This is a genomic window from Streptomyces sp. LS-MS-L19, from assembly GCF_058382285.1.
The window spans coordinates 737,179-756,335 of record NZ_JBYCLL010000001.1 but is presented as its reverse complement, the minus strand read 5'-3'; the positions used below and the strand labels follow the sequence as shown (position 1 = coordinate 756,335).

Below are 19,157 nucleotides of genomic sequence, written 5' to 3'. Positions count from 1 at the left end.
GACCGGCCCGGAGGCACAATAGTGATCATGACAACGACGTCGTCGCTCACCTTCCAGCCGGTCCTGGAGCGCATCGCCGAGGAGATCGCCCGGACCCCGGGCCGCGGCCGCGCCGCCGACTACATTCCGGCGCTCGCCGCCTGCGACCCGCGCAGTTTCGGCATGGCCGTCGCGGAGCTGGACGGCACGGTGTACGGGGTCGGGGACTGGCGGGAGCCGTTCTCCACGCAGTCCATCACCAAAGTCTTCACCCTCGCGCTGGACCTGGCCCGCGAGGGCGACGAACTCTGGGAGCACGTGGGCCGGGAGCCCTCCGGCAACCCCTTCAACTCCCTGGTGCAGCTGGAGTACGAGAACGGCATCCCGCGCAACCCGTTCATCAACGCGGGCGCCCTCGTCGTCACCGACCGCCTGCACAGCCGTACCGGAGACGCGGCGGGCGAACTGCTGTCCTTCCTGCGCGAGGAGAGCGGCAACCCGGAGCTGGGCTTCGACGAGGAGGTCGCCGCCTCCGAGTCGGCGCACGGTGACCGCAACGCGGCGCTGGCCCACTTCATGGCCGCGTACGGCAACATCGACAACGACATCCCCACCCTGCTCGACCAGTACTTCCGCCAGTGCTCGATCCGGGCGTCCTGCGCCGACCTGGCCCTCGCCACCGGCTTCCTGGCCCGCCACGGCATCCGGGCCGACGGCACCCGCCTCCTCACCCGCAGCCAGGCCAAGCAGATCAACGCGATCATGCTGACCTGCGGGACGTACGACGCGGCGGGCGACTTCGCCTACCGGGTGGGCCTGCCCGGGAAGAGCGGTGTGGGCGGGGGTGTCATCGCGGTGGTGCCGGGCCGCTGCACGCTGTGCGTGTGGAGCCCGGGTCTGGACGAGCGCGGCAACTCGGTGGCGGGAGTGGCGGCCCTGGACAGGTTCACCACGCTGACGGGTCTCTCGGTCTTCTAGCGGGGCACCCGACCACGCAGCGGTCACACCCCGGTCTCCGCCCGGTCGCCTTCCAGCCACCCGGCACTGCCACGCTGCCGATGTGTTGGCCAACGTTTCCGTCGATCTTCGCCGCTGCCAGATCCTCGGTCTGGTCGGCACCGCGTTCCTCGCCGCGGGCGGTGAGACCGCGGGAGCCCTCCCCGTACGCGAACTCCTCCAACCGGCCTCGCCGCAAGCGGCACTGGGCCTGGTGGGCGCCTACTTCGGTGTCGTGCTCCTGATCGCGGCCTGGCTGCTGCTCGGCCGCCTGGTCCGCGACCCCGCGACGCGGCCCGGCACTCGCGAGCTCATGGCCGTCCTCGTCCTCTGGTCGGCCCCGCTGCTGCTCGCGCCACCCCTGTTCAGCCGGGACGTCTACAGCTACCTCGCCCAAGGCGCCATGGCCGACGCCCACATGGACGTCTACACCCACGGCCCCGCCCTCCTCGGCGGCCCCCTCGCCGACGAGGTCGCCCCCATGTGGCGCGACACGGCCGCCCCGTACGGGCCTGTGTTCCTCGGCCTGGCCTCCGCCCTTACGAAGGCGTCCCGCGGTGAGCTCCCCGCCGGTCTGTTCGGGATGCGGCTCGTCGCCCTGCTCGGGGTGGCGCTCATGGCGGCCGCCCTGCCCCGGCTCGCCCGGCACAGCGGCGCCGACCCGGCCGCCGCGCTCTGGCTCGGCGCCCTCAACCCGCTCGTGCTGCTCCACCTGGTCGCGGGCGCCCACAACGACGCCGTCATGCTCGGTCTGCTCGGCCTCGGCCTGGTCGCCGCACTGGGCCGCCGGCCGATCCTGGGCGCCGTCCTCGTGACGCTCGCCGCGCTGGTCAAGGCACCCGCTGTGCTCGGGCTCGCGGCGATCGTCGTTCTACGGATTAGGGCCGGCGACCGTCTGGCGAGAGCCGTGGGGACGGCCGCCGCGTCGGCCGCCGCCACCACGGTCGCCGCGACGGCCGTGGCGGGCACCGGCTACGGCTGGATAGGCGCCCTGGGCACCCCCGCCTCCTCTGGCAACTGGGCCCTGACCAGTCTCCTCGGTCGCGCCACCGCGGCCCTGCTCAAGCGGCTCGGCAGCGACCTGGCCCCGCTGGCCGTACCGGCCTGGCACGCCCTTGGCGTCGTCCTGGCGGTCGCCGTCATCGGCTGCATATGGCTGCGCCTTCGCCCCCGGCCCGTCTACGCCCTCGGCCTGAGCCTCGCCACCGTCGCCGCCCTCGGCCCCGCGATCCGCCCCTGGTACGCCCTGTGGGGACTGTTCCTCATAGCTGCCGCCGCGCCCAGCGCCTCGGTACGGCACCGGGTGGCCGCCGTGACGGGAGTGCTCGCCCTCGCCACCCTGCCGAGCGGCGGCGCGGCCGACGGCGGCCAACTGGTCCTGGCCGTCTCGGGCGGCGTGCTCGCCCTGGTCGTGCTCGTCCAGGCCCACCAGACCGCGCGCACGGCGGCGACGGGACACCCGGCATGAGGGCGCCGGCCACGGACCGCGGCCGACTGGCGCTGGTCCTGACCCTCGCCGCCGCGGTCACCGTCTTCACGGCAACCGTGCCGCTCCTGCGTGACTGGTTCGACCTGCGCGTCTACCACGGAGCCGTCGACGCCTGGATCCACCACGACGGACGGCTCTACGACTACCGGGTGCCGGGGACGCCGTACGGCTTCACCTACCCGCCGTTCGCGGCCGTCGCCATGCTGCCGATGGCCCTGCTCGGACTGCGCACCGCGATCGCCGTCGGCCTGCTGCTCAACCTGGCCGCGCTGGCCGTGGTCGTACGCCTCCTCACCGGCCGGGCCTGGCGGCGGTACGGCTGGTACGGCTGCGCGCTGGGCGCCTGCGCGCTCGCGCTGTTCGAACCGCTGCGCGACACCTTCAGCTTCGGCCAGGTGAACCTCCTGCTGCTGGCCCTCGTCCTCGTCGACGCCTGGCTGCTCGCGACCGGCCGGGAACGCCTGGCCGGCATCGGGATCGGTCTGGCCGCCGCCGTGAAGCTCACGCCGGCCCTCTTCATCGGTCTGCTCCTGGTCGCCGGGCGACGGCGCCCGGCGGCGGTCGCCACGGGGGTGGCCCTGGCGGCGACGGGGTTCGCGGCCGTCGTGGCCCCGGACGCCTCGCGCTTCTACTGGACCGACGCGATGTGGGACACGACCAGGGTGGGCCGCCTGGACTACGTCTCCAACCAGTCGCTGCAGGGCGTGCTGGCCCGGCTCGGCGAGACGGACCGCGCGGTGTGGGCGGTGGCCGTGCTGCTGACCCTGGGCGTGTGGGCCGTACGGGCCCGGCGGGCCGCGGCGGCGCGGGACTGGACGGCCGCGTTCGCGCTGACCGGACTGACCGCCTGCCTGGTCAGCCCGATCACCTGGGTCCACCATCTGGTGTGGCTGCTGCCCTCGTTCGCGGTCCTGGTGCGCGCGGGGCACCCGCGGATCGCGGGCGCCCTGTACGCCGTGCTGTGCACCAGCGTGGTGTGGCTGTGGTTCGACGACGCGTCCGGCGTCGACGGCTTCCTCGGCAGCAACACGTACGCGTGGATCACCCTCGGCCTGCTGCTGTGGCTGCCGGCCGGTCAGCCCCGGGCCGCCCGCCCGAACCGGGACCGCAGCGCCAGGGCCGTCGAGCCCGCCCCGAGCCCGGCCGCGCCCAGGATGGCCCAGGTCGCCAGCCAGCCGGGCCCCTCGGCCCGCGGTGACACGGCCGCCGCGACCGGCACGGCCTCGGGCCCCGGCCTGGGCCGCACCCGCAGCGCGTCCAGGGAGCCCACCGGGTCGACCCGCCCGCCTGCCGCGAACCCCCAGTCGAGCAGGTCCCGCGCCTCCTCGTAGACCGTGAAGCCGCCGCCGGACTGGGGGTTCATCACCGTGACGACGAGGGTGCGGTCGCCCCGGCGGGCGGCGGCGACGAGCGTGTTGCCCGCGTGGCTCGTGTAGCCGTTCTTGATGCCGATCAGCCCGTCGTAGCGGGCCACGCCGTTGGCGCCGGTCAGCAGCCGGTTGGTGTTCTGGATTCCGTACGACCATCCGCCCCGGCCGGGGAAGGTGGCCGTGGCGGTGCCGCAGTACCGGGCGAAGTCGGCGTTGCGCAGCCCCGCTCGGCCGAAGACCGCGAGGTCGTACGCCGAGGAGACCTGGCCCGGGGTGTCGTAGCCGTCCGGGGAACGGACGTGGGTGTCACGGGCACCCAGCGCCCTGGCCTTGGCCTGCATCCGGACGGCCGCCGCGCGCCAGCCGCCGCTGAGCCGCGCGAGGACGTGCACGGCGTCGTTGCCGGAGTTGAGGAAGACCCCGCGCCACAGGTCGGCCACCTGGTAGGTCTGCCCCTCGGCGACCCCGACCAGACTGCTGCCGGGTCCGATGCCCGCCAGGTCCTCCGGCCGGACCGTGTGCCGGAGCCCGCCGGGCAGCGTCGGCAGCACGGTCAGGGCGAACAGCGTCTTGAGCGTGCTGGCAGGGGGCAGCTTGCGGTGGGCGTCGTGGGCCGCGAGCACCTCCCCGCTGTGGGCGTCGGCCACCACCCACGACAGTGCGGAGACGTCCGGGAGCCGAGGTGCGCCCCGGTGCGGGCGGACCTGGGTGCCGGAGCCGTAGAGCAGGGCGGGTGACACGGCCGTGGTGCGTGGCCCGCTGGGCGCGTCGGGTCCGGAGCCCGTGTGCGCGGCCGCCGTGGCGGGGGCGAGCGCCAGCAGGCCCGTCATGCACAGGGCGCAGGCCGGGACGGCCATCCGGGAGGGAAATCCGATTGTCATACCGCAAAGCTAGAAACGGACCCGCCTCACACCGCGCTGCCCGGGCCGAGGAGCGCCCGCGAGCACCCGGTTGCCGCACACCGGCCGGTGTGTCAGCCCTGTGCGGGCTCCGGTGCCGTGCCGCCCAGGTCCGCGGTGATGGTGCGGGTGGCGGACATGAGCAGCGTGCCCAGTTCGGGGAGCCGTTCGCGGGTGACCCGGGTCGCGGGGCCCGAGATGCTGACCGCCGTGGTGACCGCGCCGGTGTGGTCGTGGACCGGCGCGGCCACGCACCGGATGTCCTGCTCGTTCTCGACGTCGTCGACGGCGTATCCGAGCTCCCGGATGCGGTCGAGTTCGGCGAGCAGTTGGTCGGGGGTGGTGAGGGTGGTCGGCGTGCGGGCCGGCATGCCCGCCGCCATCACCGCGTCGACCACGTCCGCCTTGGCGTGGGCGAGGAACACCTTGCCGGTCGCCGTGCAGTAGGCGGGCAGCCGGCCGCCGATCCGGGAGTGCATACGGACCGCCCGCGGGCTCTCCACCTTGTCGATGTAGACGATCTCCGGCGGGTCGAAGCTGACCAGATGGACGGTCTCTCCGCTCTCCTCGGCCAGCCGGTGCAGTGCGGGGGAGGTGATCCGGCGGGTGTCGCGTCGCTCCAGGTAGGCCTGGCCGAGCAGCGCGTTGTGCGGGCCGAGGCGGTAGCGGCCGGACTCCGGGTCCTGGTCGACCAGCCGCACGTCCTTGAGCGGGGCGACGAGCCTGAGGACGGTGCTCTTGCTCAGCTCCAGTCCGGTGGCGAGGTCGCTGAGGGTGGCGCCGTGCGGATGGCTGCGGTCCTCGGCCAGGTACATCAGGATGCCGAGGGCTCGGCGCAGGGAGGACGAGGCGTTGCGGCGGGGTGCGGAGTCGTCGGCGGTGACCATGCGGGCATCCTAGCGTGCTGCATAGCAAAACGCAGTATCACATATTGAAATCGATGGTTGACGGTCCTGAAAACCCGGGGCTAGCTTCTGCGCAACGCATTACGAAACGTTGTTTTGCAATGCAGAACCCGTCCCCCGAAGGGTGCCCCCTCATGAGATTTCGCCACCGTACCCGGCCGTTGATGGTGATTTATGTCAGTGTGACCGGTGCCGCACTTCTGTCCGCGTGCACCTCCGCCGCCGGCTCGACCGGCTCGTCCTCCGCCGCGCAGTCCTCCACCCTCCAGGACGTCGTCAAGCGCGGCACGCTCAACGTGGCCAGCTGTCTGACGTTCCCGCCGTTCGGCTCGACCAGCAAGGACAACAAGCCGCAGGGCTTCGACGTCGACGTGGCCACCGCCATGGCCACCGCCCTCGGCGTCAAGGTGAAGATCGTCGACACGACTTCCGCCAACCGCATCCCGAACCTCCAGACCAAGAAGGTCGACGCGGTCGTCTGCAACTTCACCACCACCGCGGAGCGCGCCAAGCAGGTCTCCTTCAGCGACCCGTACATCGTCGCGGGCGAGGTCATGCTGGTGAAGAAGTCCAGCGGCATCTCCACACTGAAGGACCTCACCGGCAAGACCGTCGCCGTCACCAAGGGCTCCACCAACGGCGACGCCGTCAAGGCCGGCAACCCCCAGGCGAAGATCCAGGAGTACGACACCTCCTCCGCGGCCGTCCTCGCGGTCAAGCAGGGCCAGGCCGACGCCATGGTCGAGGACTCCAACTTCCTCAACTACCAGGCCAAGCTGGACCCCTCGCTCAAGGTCACCAAGGACTCCGTCGTCCCGCTGGAGTACAACGGCATCGGCCTCCCGCTCGGCGACGCCACCTGGATCCAGTGGGTCGACACCTGGCTGCGCGAGTTCAACACCTCCGGCCAGGCCGACGCGCTCTACAAGAAGTGGTTCGGCGTCAGCCGCAGCTTCCCGCTCAACCCCTCGTACTGAACGGCCCGTTGAGGAGTACCCATGCTCACCGACTGGACGTACGCCCTGAGGGACTGGACCACCTACGTCGACGCGGCCTGGCTCACGCTGCGCCTGTCGCTGGCCGCCTTCGCCCTGGCGTGCGCCCTCGGCCTGCTCGGCGCCGCCGCCCGCAGATCCCGTCACCGGGTGCTGCGGGCGGTCGCGGCCGTCTACGTCGAGGTCATCCGCAACACCCCCGTCCTGCTCCAGATGTTCGTCGCCTACTTCGCGCTCCCGTCCGCAGGGCTCCGGCTCACCCCGGTCCAGGCGGGCGTGCTCGCCCTCGGCATCAACGTCGGCGCCTACCTCACCGAGATCTTCCGTGCCGGCATCCAGGCTGTGCCGCGCGGCCAGCGCGAGGCGGCCCGTGTCCTGGCGTTGAGCCCGTCCCGTGCCTTCGCCCATGTGGTGCTTCCGCAGGCGCTGCGCAACGTCTATCCAGCCGTGGTCAACCAGCTCGTCCAGATCATCCTGGGCTCCTCGCTGCTGTCGGCGATCTCGGTCCCCGAACTCACCGGCACCTCTATGGTCATCAACTCCCGCACCCTGCTGACCGTCCAGGTCTTCGGCATCGCGGCGATCCTCTACCTGATCCTGACCAACCTGGTCGTGTTCGCCGCCGGGTTGGTCGGCCGGGTGGCGTTCAAGCCGCCGCTGCGCCCCGCCGCCGTACGCCCCCGGGCGCTGGACGCCGTACGACGGCTGGTGCCGGCCCTTCCGCGCCGTAAGGAGGCCTGATGGACTGGTCGATCGTCTCCGACAACCGCGACCTGTACCTCTCCGGACTGTGGGCCACGGTCCAGCTGTCCCTCGCGGCCATCGTCACCGCCACGGTCACCGGACTGCTCGTCGCCGCCGTGCGCACCAGCCGGATCCCGGTCCTGGCCCAACTCGCCCGCGGCTACCTCGAGGTGTTCCGTGGCACCCCGCTGCTGATCCAGATGCTGTTCATCTACTTCGGCGCGGCCTACCTGAGCGGCTTCGGCATCACCGTCTTCGGTGCCGCGCTGCTCGCCCTCACCCTCTACCAGGGCGCCTACATCGCCGAGATCTTCCGCGCCGGCATCGAGGCCGTCCCGCGTGGTCAGTGGGAGGCCTCGCGCGTCCTCGGGCTCGGGCGGGTGCGGACCTTCCTGAGCGTGATCCTGCCGCAGACCCGTGCGATCGTGCTGCCGCCCCTGGTCGGCCAGTACCTCTCCCTGATCAAGGACACCTCGATCGCCGTCGTGATCGGCTACGTCGAGCTGGTGCGCCAGGGGCAGGCCGTCATCGACCGCGTCGGTGACCCCGGCACCTCCTATCTCGCCGTCGCCGTCCTGTACTTCGTCATCTGCTATCCGCTGTCGGTCCTGGTACGGCGGATGGAGAGAAAGGCCGTCCTCGCATGACCAGTACCCTCACCGACCGGCAGACCGCGAGCGTGTCCCTGACCGGTGTGCACAAGCGCTTCGGGGACCTGGAGGTCCTCAAGGGCGTCGACATCGACGTCGCGCCCGGAGAGGTCGTCGTCCTCATCGGCGCCAGCGGCTCCGGCAAGTCCACCCTGCTGCGCATCATGTGCGACCTGGAACGCGCCGACAGCGGCGAGGTCTGGGTCAACGACGTGCCGTTGCACGACCGCAAGCGCGCGCCCGAGATCTTCGGCCATGTCGGCATGGTCTTCCAGCAGTTCAACCTCTTCCCGCACAAGACCGCCCTGGGCAACGTGACGTTGGCGCTGCTCAAGGTGCGCGGGCTCGGCAAGGCGGAGGCGGAGAAGCGCGGCCGCGAGGTGCTGGCCCGGGTCGGGCTCGCCGACAAGGCGGACTCCTACCCGGCGCAGCTCTCCGGCGGCCAGCAGCAGCGCGTCGCCATCGCCCGCGCCCTCGCCATGGACCCGGCGATCATGTTCTTCGACGAGCCGACGTCCGCGCTCGACCCGGAGCTGGTCGGCGAGGTCACCGGCGTCATGCGCTCGCTCGCCGAGGAGGGCATGACGATGGTCGTGGTCACCCATGAGATGCGGTTCGCGCGGGACACCGCCGACCGGGTCGTCTTCATGGACGGTGGGGTCGTCCTCGAACAGGGCCCGCCGGAGCAGGTGTTCGGCAGCCCCGCCGAGGCACGCACCCAGCAGTTCCTGCACCGGGTGCTCGACACGTGAGGACCCGCGACAACGCCCTGCCCGACGTCGTCTGCGTCGGCGAGACCATGGCCGTCCTCGTCCCGCCCGACGCCGATCCCCTGGAACGGCAGCGCGTCCTGCGCCTGGACGTGGGCGGCGCCGAGTCCAACGTGGCCTGCGGGCTGGCCGCGCTGGGGCACCGGGTGGCCTGGGTCAGCCGCGTCGGCGACGATCCGCTCGGCCGCCGCGTCCTGGCCGAACTCAGGGGCCGGGGTGTCGACGTCGGCGGGGTCGCGACCGACCCGGACCGGCCGACCGGCGTGTACTTCAAGGACACCGGCCCGGCGGGCACCGGCACCTACTACTACCGCAGGGGTTCCGCGGCCACCCGCATGGGACCGGACCTCGCGACGGCGTGCCGGGCCCGGGTGGTGCACCTCAGCGGTATCACGGCGGCCCTGTCGGACAGTTGCGCGGACCTGGTCACGGAGATCTTCGTACGCCGGGCGGTTCCCGGCGCGACCGTCTCCTTCGACGTGAACCACCGCCCCGCCCTGTGGCGTCACCGGGACCCGGCGACGGCCCTGCTGGAACCCGCCCGTCACGCCGACATCGTCTTCGTCGGCCGGGACGAGGCGGAGGCCCTGTGGGGCACCGCCCGGCCGAAGGAGATCCGCGACCTGCTGGCCCCTGCCCCGGTCGTCGTCGTGAAGGACGCGGAACACGGGGCCACGGCGTACACCGCCGCTGGTGAGGAGGTGTTCGTCCCCACGCCCGACTCACGGATCGTCGAACGCGTCGGTGCCGGCGACGCCTTCGCCGCCGGGTATCTCGCGGCCCACCTCGAAGGCCGCGGTACGGAGACCGCGCTGCGCCTGGGCCATGTGATGGCCGCCGCGGCCCTCGCGACCGGCGGCGACGTGCCCACGGCCCCCGACCGGGCCCGAGCCGACCGCCTGCTCGCTCTCGACGAGCAGGAGTGGGCGGCTCTGCGCCTGGGTTAGCCGGCCGGCAGTGTCGGCTGGATGCGGCGCAGGAACGTCGCGTTGTCCGGCGTCTCGCGCATGCGCTGGATCAGGGTCTCCAGGTTGCCCTGGCCGTCGCCGTTCTGAAGGGCCCGGCGCAGTCCGCGCACGGCGGTCAGCTCCGCCGGGGTCAGCAGGAGTTCCTCGCGGCGGGTGCCGGAGGGGTTGACGGCCACGGCTGGGAACACACGGCGGGAGGCGAGTTCGCGGTCCAGGCGCAGCTCCATGTTGCCCGTGCTCTTGAGCTCCTCGAAGTAGAAGTCGTCGGCGCGCGAACCGGTCTCCACCAGGGCGGTGGCGAGGATCGTGAGCGAACCGGCCTCCTCGGTGAGCCGGGCGGCACCGAAGAACTTCTTCGGCCCGATCAGCGCGGTCGCGTCGACACCGCCGCTGAGGGTGCGGCCGTTGCCGGAAGCGGCGTTGTTGTGGGCCCGGCACAGCCGGGTCAGCGAGTCGAGCAGGATCACGACGTCCTCGCCGGCCTCGACGAGCCGCTTGGCCCGCTCGATCACCAGCTCGGCGAGCGCGATGTGCTGCTTGGGCGAGCGGTCGAAGGTCGAGGCGTACACCTCGCCGCGCACGGAGCGCCGCATGTCGGTGACCTCCTCGGGCCGCTCGTCGAGCAGCACCACCATCAGATGGCATTCGGGGTGGTTGCCTGCGACCGCGGCCGCGATCTGCTGGAGCATGACGGTCTTGCCGGTCTTCGGCGGGGCCACGATCAGCCCGCGCTGGCCCTTGCCGACGGGGGCGATCAGGTCGGCGACCCGGCCGGTCAGCCCGGACGCCGGGTGTTCGAGGCGGATCCGCTCCTGCGGGAAGAGCGGGGTGAGGTCGTGGAAGCGGGGGCGCTTGGTGTCGGGCGTGTGGCCGTTGACCCGGGCGACCTCGGTGAGGGCGCGCTGGGTGCCGTGCACCCCGTCGACGACGTCGCCCTTGCGCAGGCCGAACCGACGGATCAGTGCGGGGGAGACCTGAAGGTCGGAGGGGGTGGGCAGCAGGTCCGGGCCGCGGAGGTGACCCTTCCCGTTCGTGTCGATGTCGAGCACGCCGGTGACGGCCCGGACCGGGATCTGCTGCTGGGTTCGGGGTTCGAGTGTGGTGGTCATGTTGGTCGGTCCTCTCAGGGACGGAAGGCATGGGGCATGCGGAAGGAAGGGGGGAAGCCGCGCACATCGGGAAGGCGGTCAGAGGGCCTTCGGGCGGCGAGAGACACCTCAAGAGGTGGTGAGAAGAAGCCGGTCCATCGACCGGCGAATGAAGGAGAACTGGCACCGGCGCCCTGACGGGGCGTACACAAGTGCTAGCAGGACCGTACCACGACGGCTCAGCGTGTGGCGAGGAGTCCGTACAGCAGCGGGATCCGCGGCTCGGGGAGCCGCCACCAGCCGGACGGCGTGCGCACCATCCGCGACCAGCGCGGCCAGGGCAGCTCGTCGCTCTCGCGGAGTCGGCGGACGCCCAGTCCCGTCCCCGTCAACGCGCCCACGACCTCTCCTATTCCGTGCATCCACTCGACGCTCTCGGTCGCGCCCTCGACGGCGGGGCCGTCGGTGTAGGTGTGGGTCGCGTCCCGGTGCACGGGTCCGTCGCCGCCGAGGTAGTCGTGGCGCAGCACGAGCTCCGGCCCCTCTCCCGGAGCGGGCTTCGGGCCCAGGGAGTTGAGGAGTGGATGGAACTCGACGATGTACAACAGGCCGCCGGGGCGCAGGAGTTCGGCGACCACCGCGGCCCAGCGCTCCAGGTCCGGCAGGTAGCAGAGCGCGCCCTTGCCGGTGTACACGACGTCGAACCGCCGTCCCTCCAGCGTCTCGACGGCGTCGTACACATTGGCCCGCACATACTCGACCTCGACGCCCGCCTTCGCCGCGATCTCCCGCGCGGCCGCCACCGACGCCGCAGAGAAGTCGAGCCCCACCGCCCGGGCACCGCGGCGGGCCAGAGCGAGGGTCTCGGTGCCGAGATGGCACTGGAGGTGGAGCACGTCCCGGCCGGTGAGGTCGCCGAGGTCCTCCCACTCGAAGGCGGCGAACCAGCGCTCGGGATCGAGGTCCTGGTCGAGGCCGTAGAACCGGCTGGCGAGGTGGACGGGGGTGCGGGCGTCCCAGTTGGCCTGGTTGACCCGCATCAGCCGCGCGTGCTCGTCGGAGGTCATGGCCCCATCCAACCGGGAACCGGGCGGCGACGCGCCGCATGCCGGAAGCCCCTCTGATTTTTCTCGGTGCCGCTGTCGATTCGCGCCGGTGCCGTTCGTCGGTGGGGTGTAGGAAGCTCATGAGGACCAGGAGGATCCATGAAGTACATGCTGCTCGTCTGCGGCGACGACACCAACGACGCCTCGGACATGGCCCCCGTCGAACCCTGGGTCGACGAGCTCGGAGACCGTGGCGTACGGCTGCACGGGCACCGCTTGGCCCTGCCCGGCGACGCGGTCACCGTGCGGGTGCGCGGCGGTGAGGTGCTGCGCACCGACGGGCCGTTCGCGGAGACCAAGGAGTACGTCGCGGGCTTCGACATCCTGGAGTGCGACAGCCTGGACCAGGCGGTCGAGGCCGCCGCCAAGCACCCCGTCGCCACCGTCGGAGCCATGGAGGTGCGCCCGTTCTGGGAGGACGAGGACGCCGAGGGGGAGATCCGGCGCCTGGACGCCGAACTGACGGACGCGGCACGCGCCGGGGACGTCGAGCGGACCCTCGCCTGCTACGCGCGGGACGCGGAGGTCGTCGCGGACGGCCGGGCGGACCGGGGCGTCGAGGCCCTGCGCAAGATCCGGTCGGAGAAGGGTCCCGTCACCCGCGAGGTCCTGGAGTTCCGGATCCACGTCGACGAGAGCATCGCCTTCGGCCACGCCCTCGTCCGCACCGACGGCACGCTCCAGCGCGTCACCACCGGCTACCGCAACGTGGGTCCGCGCTGGGTGATCGTCCACGAGCACGTCACGGAGGCCACGTCATGAAGTACGTCCTGCTCATCTGCACCCCCGTCGACGGCGAGGAGCTCAGCCCCGCCGAGATCGCCGAGGATCCCCGCTTCCTCTCCTACATCGACGAGGTCCGCAGCCGCGACGTCGTCAAGGGCGGGGCCCGGCTGCGCCCGGCCTCCGACGCCACCACGGTGCGCGTCCAGGGCGACGAGGTCCTGCTCACGGACGGGCCGTTCATCGAGTCCAAGGAGTACATCGCCGGCATCGACATCATCGAGGTCGCCGACCTCGACGAGGCGATCTCCCTCGCGTCCCGGCATCCGGCGGCCCTCGGGGGCGGCTCGGTGGAAGTGCGGCCCGTGTGGGAGTGACCCCGGAGGAAGCCGTCGCCGCCGCGTTCCGCGAGGAGTGGGGCCAGGTCGTCGCCACCCTGATCCGGGTGACCGGCGACTGGGACCTCGCCGAGGAGTGCGCACAGGACGCCTTCGCCCAGGCCCTCGACCGGTGGCGACGCGACGGCGTCCCGCGCCGCCCCGGCGCCTGGCTCACCACGACCGCCCGCCACCGCGCCATGGACGTGCTGCGCCGGGAGGCCGTCGGAGCCCGGAAACTACAGGAGGCGGCGATGCTCACGGCGCCCGGGGAGCCGGACGACGACAGCGGCGTCGAGGACGACCGGCTGCGGCTGATCTTCACCTGCTGCCACCCCGCGCTGCACATCGAGTCCCGGGTCGCCCTGACCCTGCGCACCCTCGCGGGGCTGACCACCCCGGAGATCGCCCGCGCCTTCCTCGTCCCCGAGGCGACCATGGCGCAGCGCCTGGTGCGCGCCAAGAAGAAGATCCGCAACGCCGGCATCCCCTACCGCGTCCCGCCCGCCCACCTGCTGCCCGAGCGCACCACGGGCGTGCTGGGCGTGCTGTACCTCCTCTTCAACGAGGGGTACACGGCCACCTCGGGCGCCGATCTCGTACGACGGAACCTGTGCGCGGAGGCGATCCGGCTGGCCCGGGTGCTGGCCCGGCTGATGCCCGACGAGCCCGAGGCCCTCGGCCTGCTCGCGCTCCTGCTGCTGCACGACGCCCGCCGCGGCACCCGGGTGGACGCGTCCGGTGAACTGGTGACCCTGGAGGACCAGGACCGTACGGCGTGGGACCGGGCCGAGATCGACGAGGGCGCCGGCCTGCTGGAGACCGCGCTGCGCCGGGGCCGTCCGGGCCCGTACCAGATCCAGGCGGCGATCGCGGCCTGCCACACCACCGCCCCCACGGCCGCGGACACCGACTGGGCCGACATCGCCGCCCTGTACGGCGAACTGCTCCGCTTCGTGCCCTCGCCGGTGGTGCGCCTCAACCGCGCGGTCGCCGTCGGTATGGCTCAAGGCACGGACGCGGGGCTCGAGTTGGTCGCCGAGCTGGAGCGGGAGGGCGAGCTCTCCGGCTACCACCTGCTCCCGGCCACCCGCGCCGACCTGCTGCGCCGCAGCGGCCGTACGACCGAGGCGGCCCAGGCGTACGAGCGGGCACTGGAACTGGTGGAGAACGACGCCGAACGGAGCTTCCTCGAAAGGCGGCTCACGGAGTGCCGACCCGCGCCTCCGCCTCCTTCGCGATCTCCTCGAACCGCGCCCCCATCTCCGCCGCCAGAGCCTGCGCACCCGACAGCGGACGGACCATCACCATCAGCCGGTCGATCAGCCCGTCCTCGTCGAGATGGATGAAGTCGCAGCCGTCCAGGGCCCGTTCGCCCACCCGGGTCGAGAACACCAGTGCATGGTCGCGGCCGTCCGCGCTGCTCAGCTCGCTCACATAGCGGAAGTCCTCGAAGACCTTCACCACCGCGCCCAGGATCGCCGCCGTGATGGCCTTGCCCTCGTACGGCTTGAACACCACCGGACTCGTGAAGACCACGTCCTCGGCCAGCAACGCCTCGACGGCGCCGAGGTCGCCCGCCTCCACCGCTTCTCGGAACGCCCGCATCGAGCCTCCATAGTCAATTTGTTGAGTAGGTGTGGAGTAGATTAGTCACCTGCTGCTAGCGTGTCCACATGTCGCTCAAGTACGCCGTCCTGGCGGCCCTGCTGGAGGGCGAGGCCTCGGGCTACGAACTGTCGAAGGTCTTCGACGTCTCCCTGGCGAACTTCTGGCCCGCGACCCCGCAGCAGCTGTACCGGGAGCTGGAGCGCCTGGCGCAGGACGGGCTGATCGAGGCGCGGGTGGTGCAGCAGGAACGCCGGCCCAACAAGCGGCTGTTCACGCTCACCGAGACCGGCCGCCGCGAGCTCGGCGCCTTCGCGGCCGAACCGCCCCGCAGGCCGGCCGCCCTCCGCGACGAGTTCCTGATCAAGATCCAGGCCATGGACGGCACCGACCCCGAGGCCACCGGGGAACTGTTCGAGGAGCGCCTGTCCTGGGCCCGCGGAAAGCTCGCCCGCTACGAGCGGGTACGCGAACGGCTCCTGGACGGCCGCACCGAGGACGAGTACCTGCGGGACGCCGAGCGCATCGGCCCCTATCTCACCCTGCTCGGCGGTATCGCCCTGGAGAGCGAGAACGTCCGCTGGTGTGAACGCGCCCTCGTGATCCTCAAGCGCCGCGCCCCGCACGTCTGACTCGCCTAAGCTGTCGCGGATGTTCAGCCCAGAAGGCCCCAGCCTCCGTGAACTCGCCGTCCAGGCGCTGTCGTCCGTCGAGCGCGGCTACGACCTGCTCGCCCCCAAGTTCGACCACACCCCCTTCCGTACGCCGGACTCGGTCCTGGACGCCGTCGCGTCCGCGCTCCGCCGCCTGAGGCCCTTCGACACCGGACTCGACCTGTGCTGCGGCACCGGCGCCGGGGTCGGTGCGCTGACCCGGGTCTGCGTCAAGAGCGTCACCGGCGTCGACTTCAGCGCCGGGATGCTCGACGTGGCCCGGCAGCGGACCGTGTCGCGGGGGCCGCGCGTGTCCTGGGTGCGGGGCGACGCGCGCGCCCTGCCGTTCGCCCCCGGCTCCTTCGACCTGGTCGTGAGCTTCGGGGCCTTCGGGCACTTCCTGCCGCGCGAGCTGCCCGGCCTGTTCGCCCAGGCCCGCGAGGTGCTGCGGCCCGGCGGCTGCTTCGCTTTCCCGATCGTCGCCCCGCCCCGCCCCTCGTCCCCGGCGTACTGGATGCTGCTCGGCTTCGACGCGGTGATGCGGGTGCGCAACGCCCTGTGGCGGCCGCCGTTCGTCATGTACTACCGCGACTTCCGGCTCGGGGACGTGCGTCGGGAGCTGGCAGGGGCCGGGCTCCAGGTGGAACTGCACGCCCTGCCCGAGTTCGGCGAGCGGCCGGACGGCAGTCCCCGGGTCCGGATGGTCGTGGCGAGACGGCCCGGCTAGCCGCTCCGGATCTCCCACCCGCCCGCGGTCACAGCGCGCTGTACAACGCGTCGACCAGGGCCGTCTTCCGCGGGTCGTTGGCGATGTGGGGGCCCATCCGGTTCATCACGTATCCCAGGGACACCCCGGACTCCGGGTCGGCGAGACCGCACGAGCCGCCGAAACCGTCGTGGCCGAAAGCCCGCGGATTGGGCCCGTACGAGCCGTCGGCCCCGCTGAGCCACAGCCCGAGCCCGAGTTCCGTGTCGCTCCCGAGGCCGATGCCCAGCACCAGGTCACGGCAGCTGCCCTGGCCCTCGCGCACCCGCTCGGCCGCCTCCGGGGACAGCACGCGGTGACCGCCGTAGGAGCCCCGGCCCGCGAAGATCCCGTAGAGCGCGGCGACGGCCCGGGCGGTGCCGTGACCGTTGGCGGCGGGGATCTCGGCGGCCCGCCACTCGGGTGTGTTCGCCTCCGCCGCTCCCGCCACCGGGTTGGTCAGCGCGGCGAGGGCGGCCGGCGTCAACTGGGCGAAGATCGCCGCCTGTTCGCTGCTCGACACCACCGGCGGATGCACCAGCTCGGCGGCCCGCCCGGCGTCCTTCTCCGGCAGCCCGATCGTGAAGTCGATGCCGAGCGGCCCCGTCACCTCCCGCTCCAGGAAGGCGCCCGGCCGCAGCCCCGAGACCCGCCGGACGACCTCCCCGACCAGGAAGCCGTACGTGAGGGCGTGGTACCCGGACACCGTGCCCGGCTCCCACCAGGGCTCGGTCGCCGCGAGCCGCTCCGTGGTCAGCTCCCAGTCGCAGAGCTCGGCGAGGGAGTGCGGTTCGCGCAGGCCGGACAGTCCGGCCCGGTGCGACAGCAGGTGCCGTACGAGAACCTTCTCCTTGCCCGCCGCCGCGAACTCCGGCCAGTAGACGGCCACGGGGGCGTCGAGGTCGAGCAGGCCCCGGTCGGCGAGGATGTGGGCGCACAGGGCGGTCGGGCCCTTCGTCGTCGACCACACGTTGACCAGCGTGTCCCGCTCCCAGGGGCGGGTGCGGGCCGCGTCGGCCCAGCCGCCCCACAGGTCCACCACCGTCTCGCCGCCCACCGAGACGCTCACCGCGGCGCCCAGCTCGGCACGGTCCCGGAAGTTCTCCTCGAACGCCGTCCGCACCGCGGTGAAACGCTCGTCGCAGTGGCCGTGAATGGCTGGCTGGTGCTCGGACATGGGCCCTCCGTCGTCGCCGGACGTCCGGGCCGCGCGGCCGCGGCCCGGATCCGCCGAACATACCGACTGGTCGGACCGGAGGGAAGGTGTCAGGCGGGACTCACGCGTAGGCGCGCAGCCAGCGCAGCTTCGCCGCCTCCTGGTAGGGGCCGCCGCCCTCGTGGTCGTTGAAGTCGTAGACCTCGATCTGCTTGTCCTCGTGGCCCCAGGCGTTGAAGGCCGCGAAGACGGTGGAGGGCGGGCAGGTCTGGTCCTCCAGGGCCGCCGAGAAGAGCGCGGGGGTGCGGGCGCGGCTCGCGAAGTGCACGCCGTCGAAGTAGGCGAGGGTGCCGAGGACGTCCTCGGAGCGGCCGCGGTGCGTCTTGAGGTAGAGACCGATCTCCCGGTACGGGTGCCGGTCCGTCAGGGTCGCCGCGCGCGGGAAGTCGCACAGGAACGGCACGTCCGGCGCGACCGCCGCCAGGTCCGGCACCAGACCGCCGACCGCGATCGAGATGCCGCCGCCCTGGCTGCCGCCCAGCACGACCGTGCGCGCCGGATCGGTCAGCGGGTGCGAGCGGGCCGCCTCCACCGCGCGCACCGCGTCCGTGAACACCCGCCGGTAGTAGTAGTTCTCGGGGGCGTCGATGCCCCGGGTCATGAAACCGGGGTACGCGGGCGCGCCGGCCACCGGGTCCGCGGTGCCACCGCCGCCACCCCAGGCGCTGCCCTGACCCCGGGTGTCCATCACGAAGTGCGCACGGCCCGACGACGCCCACAGCAGATGCTCGTGCGGCAGACCGCGCCCGCCGCCGTACCCGATGAACTCCACGACCACCGGAACCGGCGCGGAGACCTCGGCCGGGATCGTGAACCAGCCCTTGACCGGCTGGCCGCCGAACCCGGCGAACGTCACGTCGTACACCTTCACCGTGGACAGGCCGGTGTCGACGAGCTCGAAACGGGCATCCAGGTCGTGCTCGCGGGCCTCCTGAAGGGTCTTGGACCAGAACGCGTCGAAGTCCTCGGGGGCGGTGGACTCGCTGCGGTACTCGCGCAGTTCGTCGAGGGGGAGGTCGAACAGGGCCATGTAGGACCGCCTTTGCGAAGGGACAGTGCCGGATGATCACACCGTACGTGTGTGGTCGGACGAATCGCCAGGCCTTTGTGTGACCGGCTGATTACCGGGCAGTCATGTCGACGCGGTGGACCTGCTGGTCAAGGACACCGGACCGCTGGTCGTGGACGGAGGGCGAGGGCTCGGGGACGGCCGACCGGCCGTCGAGAGTCGTCGGGTCACCGCGGTGGGTGCCGTCAGGCTCGGCGGCGGGTCCACTGGGGTTCGGTGAGGGCCCAGTCGCGTTCCCACTCGGTGAGCCGGTGGCGGTTGGCGGCGGCTCGTACGAGGGAGTGGCCCAGCAGGATCACCGCGATCGCACCGCCCGCCCCGCAGGCACCCATCGTCAGGGTGTGCTGCCAGACGGCGGTCTCGTCGGGCGGCGGGGCGACACTCCGCCCCTGGGAGTCGAACCACACGTCGACCTTGTCGCCCTGGTCGGTACCGGCCGGGACCCGCGCGGTGGCCGTCTTCGCGACCCCGCCGGCCTCCGTCCAGCGCACGGCCACCCGGTACGAGCGCTCGCGCCCGCCCTGGACGGCGGGCGGCGAGTCCGGCACCCTGCCGGTCACCTCCGCGCGCACCCGATGCCGCTCCGAGCGCTGCTCGGCCGCCATCGCACGCGCGTCGTCATGGGCCCACCAGCCCACGACCGCGCCCGCGAGCGGGGCCACCAGCAACAACAGCAGAGCGACGGCCAGTACCGTCCACGCCTCGACGACGTCCGACCGGCGCCTGAGCGGATTGCGCCGCCAGCGCCAGCCGCGCACCCGGGTTCGCATGCCGACCTCCGCACCACGCACGCCAGCGAGTGGTCAC

The 19,157-nt window shown here is 72.3% G+C and carries 19 protein-coding genes and 2 pseudogenes; 13 read left to right on the top strand and 8 right to left on the bottom strand.

All coding sequences use genetic code 11. The features are described 5' to 3' along the window. The first annotated feature begins 27 nt into the window (after positions 1–27). The 3 genes from AC2XR2_RS03355 (at position 28) to AC2XR2_RS03345 (ending at position 3,795) form a co-directional block, all read left to right on the top strand. Complete coding sequence (locus AC2XR2_RS03355; protein WP_381296105.1) at positions 28–957, top strand: glutaminase; 930 nt, start codon at positions 28–30, stop codon at positions 955–957. An 82-nt stretch (positions 958–1,039) separates the two neighbouring features. Beyond that, positions 1,040–2,443, top strand: a complete 1,404-nt coding sequence (mptB, locus tag AC2XR2_RS03350) for a polyprenol phosphomannose-dependent alpha 1,6 mannosyltransferase MptB (protein WP_491514195.1) — start codon at positions 1,040–1,042, stop codon at positions 2,441–2,443. Then, on the top strand, positions 2,440–3,795 hold the full coding sequence (locus AC2XR2_RS03345; RefSeq protein ID WP_491514194.1) for a glycosyltransferase 87 family protein: 1,356 nt from the start codon (positions 2,440–2,442) through the stop codon (positions 3,793–3,795). Before mptB ends, AC2XR2_RS03345 begins: the two co-directional genes overlap by 4 nt. Positions 3,796–3,878: 83 nt before the next feature. On the opposite strand, the pseudogene AC2XR2_RS03340 reads toward AC2XR2_RS03345, so the two are convergent. Both AC2XR2_RS03340 and AC2XR2_RS03335 read right to left on the bottom strand, forming a co-directional pair. Further along, positions 3,879–4,664 (bottom strand): annotated as a pseudogene (locus AC2XR2_RS03340) (D-alanyl-D-alanine carboxypeptidase family protein); the annotation flags it as partial. A gap of 143 nt (positions 4,665–4,807) precedes the next feature. Further along, positions 4,808–5,620, bottom strand: coding sequence for an IclR family transcriptional regulator (locus AC2XR2_RS03335; protein WP_381296111.1), 813 nt, complete (start codon positions 5,618–5,620; stop codon positions 4,808–4,810). A gap of 152 nt (positions 5,621–5,772) precedes the next feature. Between AC2XR2_RS03335 and AC2XR2_RS03330 the strand changes: the two genes are divergently transcribed. The 5 genes from AC2XR2_RS03330 to AC2XR2_RS03310 are packed head-to-tail and all read left to right on the top strand — an operon-like array spanning position 5,773 to position 9,744. Continuing rightward, positions 5,773–6,615: an ABC transporter substrate-binding protein gene (locus AC2XR2_RS03330; protein ID WP_491514193.1), complete on the top strand. Its 843-nt coding sequence runs from the start codon at positions 5,773–5,775 to the stop codon at positions 6,613–6,615. A 21-nt stretch (positions 6,616–6,636) separates the two neighbouring features. Further along, positions 6,637–7,374: an amino acid ABC transporter permease gene (locus tag AC2XR2_RS03325; protein ID WP_449350282.1), complete on the top strand. Its 738-nt coding sequence runs from the start codon at positions 6,637–6,639 to the stop codon at positions 7,372–7,374. Continuing rightward, the gene (locus tag AC2XR2_RS03320) at positions 7,374–8,024 is read left to right on the top strand and encodes an amino acid ABC transporter permease (protein ID WP_330268881.1); all 651 of its coding nucleotides are present in this window, start codon (positions 7,374–7,376) and stop codon (positions 8,022–8,024) included. The genes AC2XR2_RS03325 and AC2XR2_RS03320 overlap by 1 nt, the downstream gene beginning before the upstream one ends. After that, positions 8,021–8,779 (top strand): amino acid ABC transporter ATP-binding protein, encoded by a 759-nt coding sequence (locus AC2XR2_RS03315; protein WP_381296119.1) that lies wholly within the window; start codon positions 8,021–8,023, stop codon positions 8,777–8,779. The genes AC2XR2_RS03320 and AC2XR2_RS03315 overlap by 4 nt, the downstream gene beginning before the upstream one ends. Continuing rightward, the gene (locus tag AC2XR2_RS03310; RefSeq protein WP_381296121.1) at positions 8,776–9,744 is read left to right on the top strand and encodes a sugar kinase; all 969 of its coding nucleotides are present in this window, start codon (positions 8,776–8,778) and stop codon (positions 9,742–9,744) included. Before AC2XR2_RS03315 ends, AC2XR2_RS03310 begins: the two co-directional genes overlap by 4 nt. On the opposite strand, the gene rho is transcribed toward AC2XR2_RS03310, so the two are convergent. Beyond that, on the bottom strand, positions 9,741–10,874 hold the full coding sequence (rho, locus tag AC2XR2_RS03305) for a transcription termination factor Rho (protein WP_381296123.1): 1,134 nt from the start codon (positions 10,872–10,874) through the stop codon (positions 9,741–9,743). The genes AC2XR2_RS03310 and rho overlap by 4 nt on opposite strands. 218 nt (positions 10,875–11,092) lie before the next feature. Next, on the bottom strand, positions 11,093–11,920 hold the full coding sequence (locus tag AC2XR2_RS03300; protein ID WP_491514192.1) for a class I SAM-dependent methyltransferase: 828 nt from the start codon (positions 11,918–11,920) through the stop codon (positions 11,093–11,095). Positions 11,921–12,058: 138 nt separating this feature from the next. On the opposite strand from AC2XR2_RS03300, the gene AC2XR2_RS03295 reads away from it, so the two are divergent. Genes AC2XR2_RS03295 through AC2XR2_RS03285 form a run of 3 tightly spaced genes read left to right on the top strand, consistent with a single transcriptional unit; the run spans position 12,059 to position 14,408 of the window. Continuing rightward, positions 12,059–12,721, top strand: a complete 663-nt coding sequence (locus AC2XR2_RS03295) for a YciI family protein (protein ID WP_381296127.1) — start codon at positions 12,059–12,061, stop codon at positions 12,719–12,721. Continuing rightward, positions 12,718–13,059: a YciI family protein gene (locus tag AC2XR2_RS03290; RefSeq protein ID WP_381296129.1), complete on the top strand. Its 342-nt coding sequence runs from the start codon at positions 12,718–12,720 to the stop codon at positions 13,057–13,059. The genes AC2XR2_RS03295 and AC2XR2_RS03290 overlap by 4 nt, the downstream gene beginning before the upstream one ends. Beyond that, positions 13,056–14,408, top strand: coding sequence for an RNA polymerase sigma factor (locus AC2XR2_RS03285; RefSeq protein WP_491518397.1), 1,353 nt, complete (start codon positions 13,056–13,058; stop codon positions 14,406–14,408). The genes AC2XR2_RS03290 and AC2XR2_RS03285 overlap by 4 nt, the downstream gene beginning before the upstream one ends. Before the next feature lie 28 nt (positions 14,409–14,436). Here the strand turns inward: AC2XR2_RS03285 and AC2XR2_RS03280 are convergent. Then, positions 14,437–14,667 (bottom strand): annotated as a pseudogene (locus AC2XR2_RS03280) (nuclear transport factor 2 family protein); the annotation flags it as partial. Positions 14,668–14,735: 68 nt separating this feature from the next. On the opposite strand from AC2XR2_RS03280, the gene AC2XR2_RS03275 reads away from it, so the two are divergent. Both AC2XR2_RS03275 and AC2XR2_RS03270 read left to right on the top strand, forming a co-directional pair. Beyond that, positions 14,736–15,299, top strand: a complete 564-nt coding sequence (locus tag AC2XR2_RS03275; RefSeq protein ID WP_449350286.1) for a PadR family transcriptional regulator — start codon at positions 14,736–14,738, stop codon at positions 15,297–15,299. Positions 15,300–15,318: 19 nt separating this feature from the next. After that, positions 15,319–16,047, top strand: coding sequence for a class I SAM-dependent methyltransferase (locus AC2XR2_RS03270; protein WP_491514191.1), 729 nt, complete (start codon positions 15,319–15,321; stop codon positions 16,045–16,047). A 28-nt stretch (positions 16,048–16,075) separates the two neighbouring features. Here AC2XR2_RS03270 and AC2XR2_RS03265 read toward each other — a convergent pair whose 3' ends face one another. The 3 genes from AC2XR2_RS03265 to AC2XR2_RS03255 form a co-directional block, all read right to left on the bottom strand. Further along, on the bottom strand, positions 16,076–17,242 hold the full coding sequence (locus tag AC2XR2_RS03265) for a serine hydrolase domain-containing protein (RefSeq protein WP_449351365.1): 1,167 nt from the start codon (positions 17,240–17,242) through the stop codon (positions 16,076–16,078). A 100-nt stretch (positions 17,243–17,342) separates the two neighbouring features. Next, positions 17,343–18,311 (bottom strand): acetylxylan esterase, encoded by a 969-nt coding sequence (locus AC2XR2_RS03260; RefSeq protein ID WP_330268890.1) that lies wholly within the window; start codon positions 18,309–18,311, stop codon positions 17,343–17,345. Positions 18,312–18,535: 224 nt separating this feature from the next. Beyond that, complete coding sequence (locus tag AC2XR2_RS03255; protein ID WP_381296135.1) at positions 18,536–19,120, bottom strand: Rv1733c family protein; 585 nt, start codon at positions 19,118–19,120, stop codon at positions 18,536–18,538. Positions 19,121–19,157 lie beyond the last annotated feature (37 nt).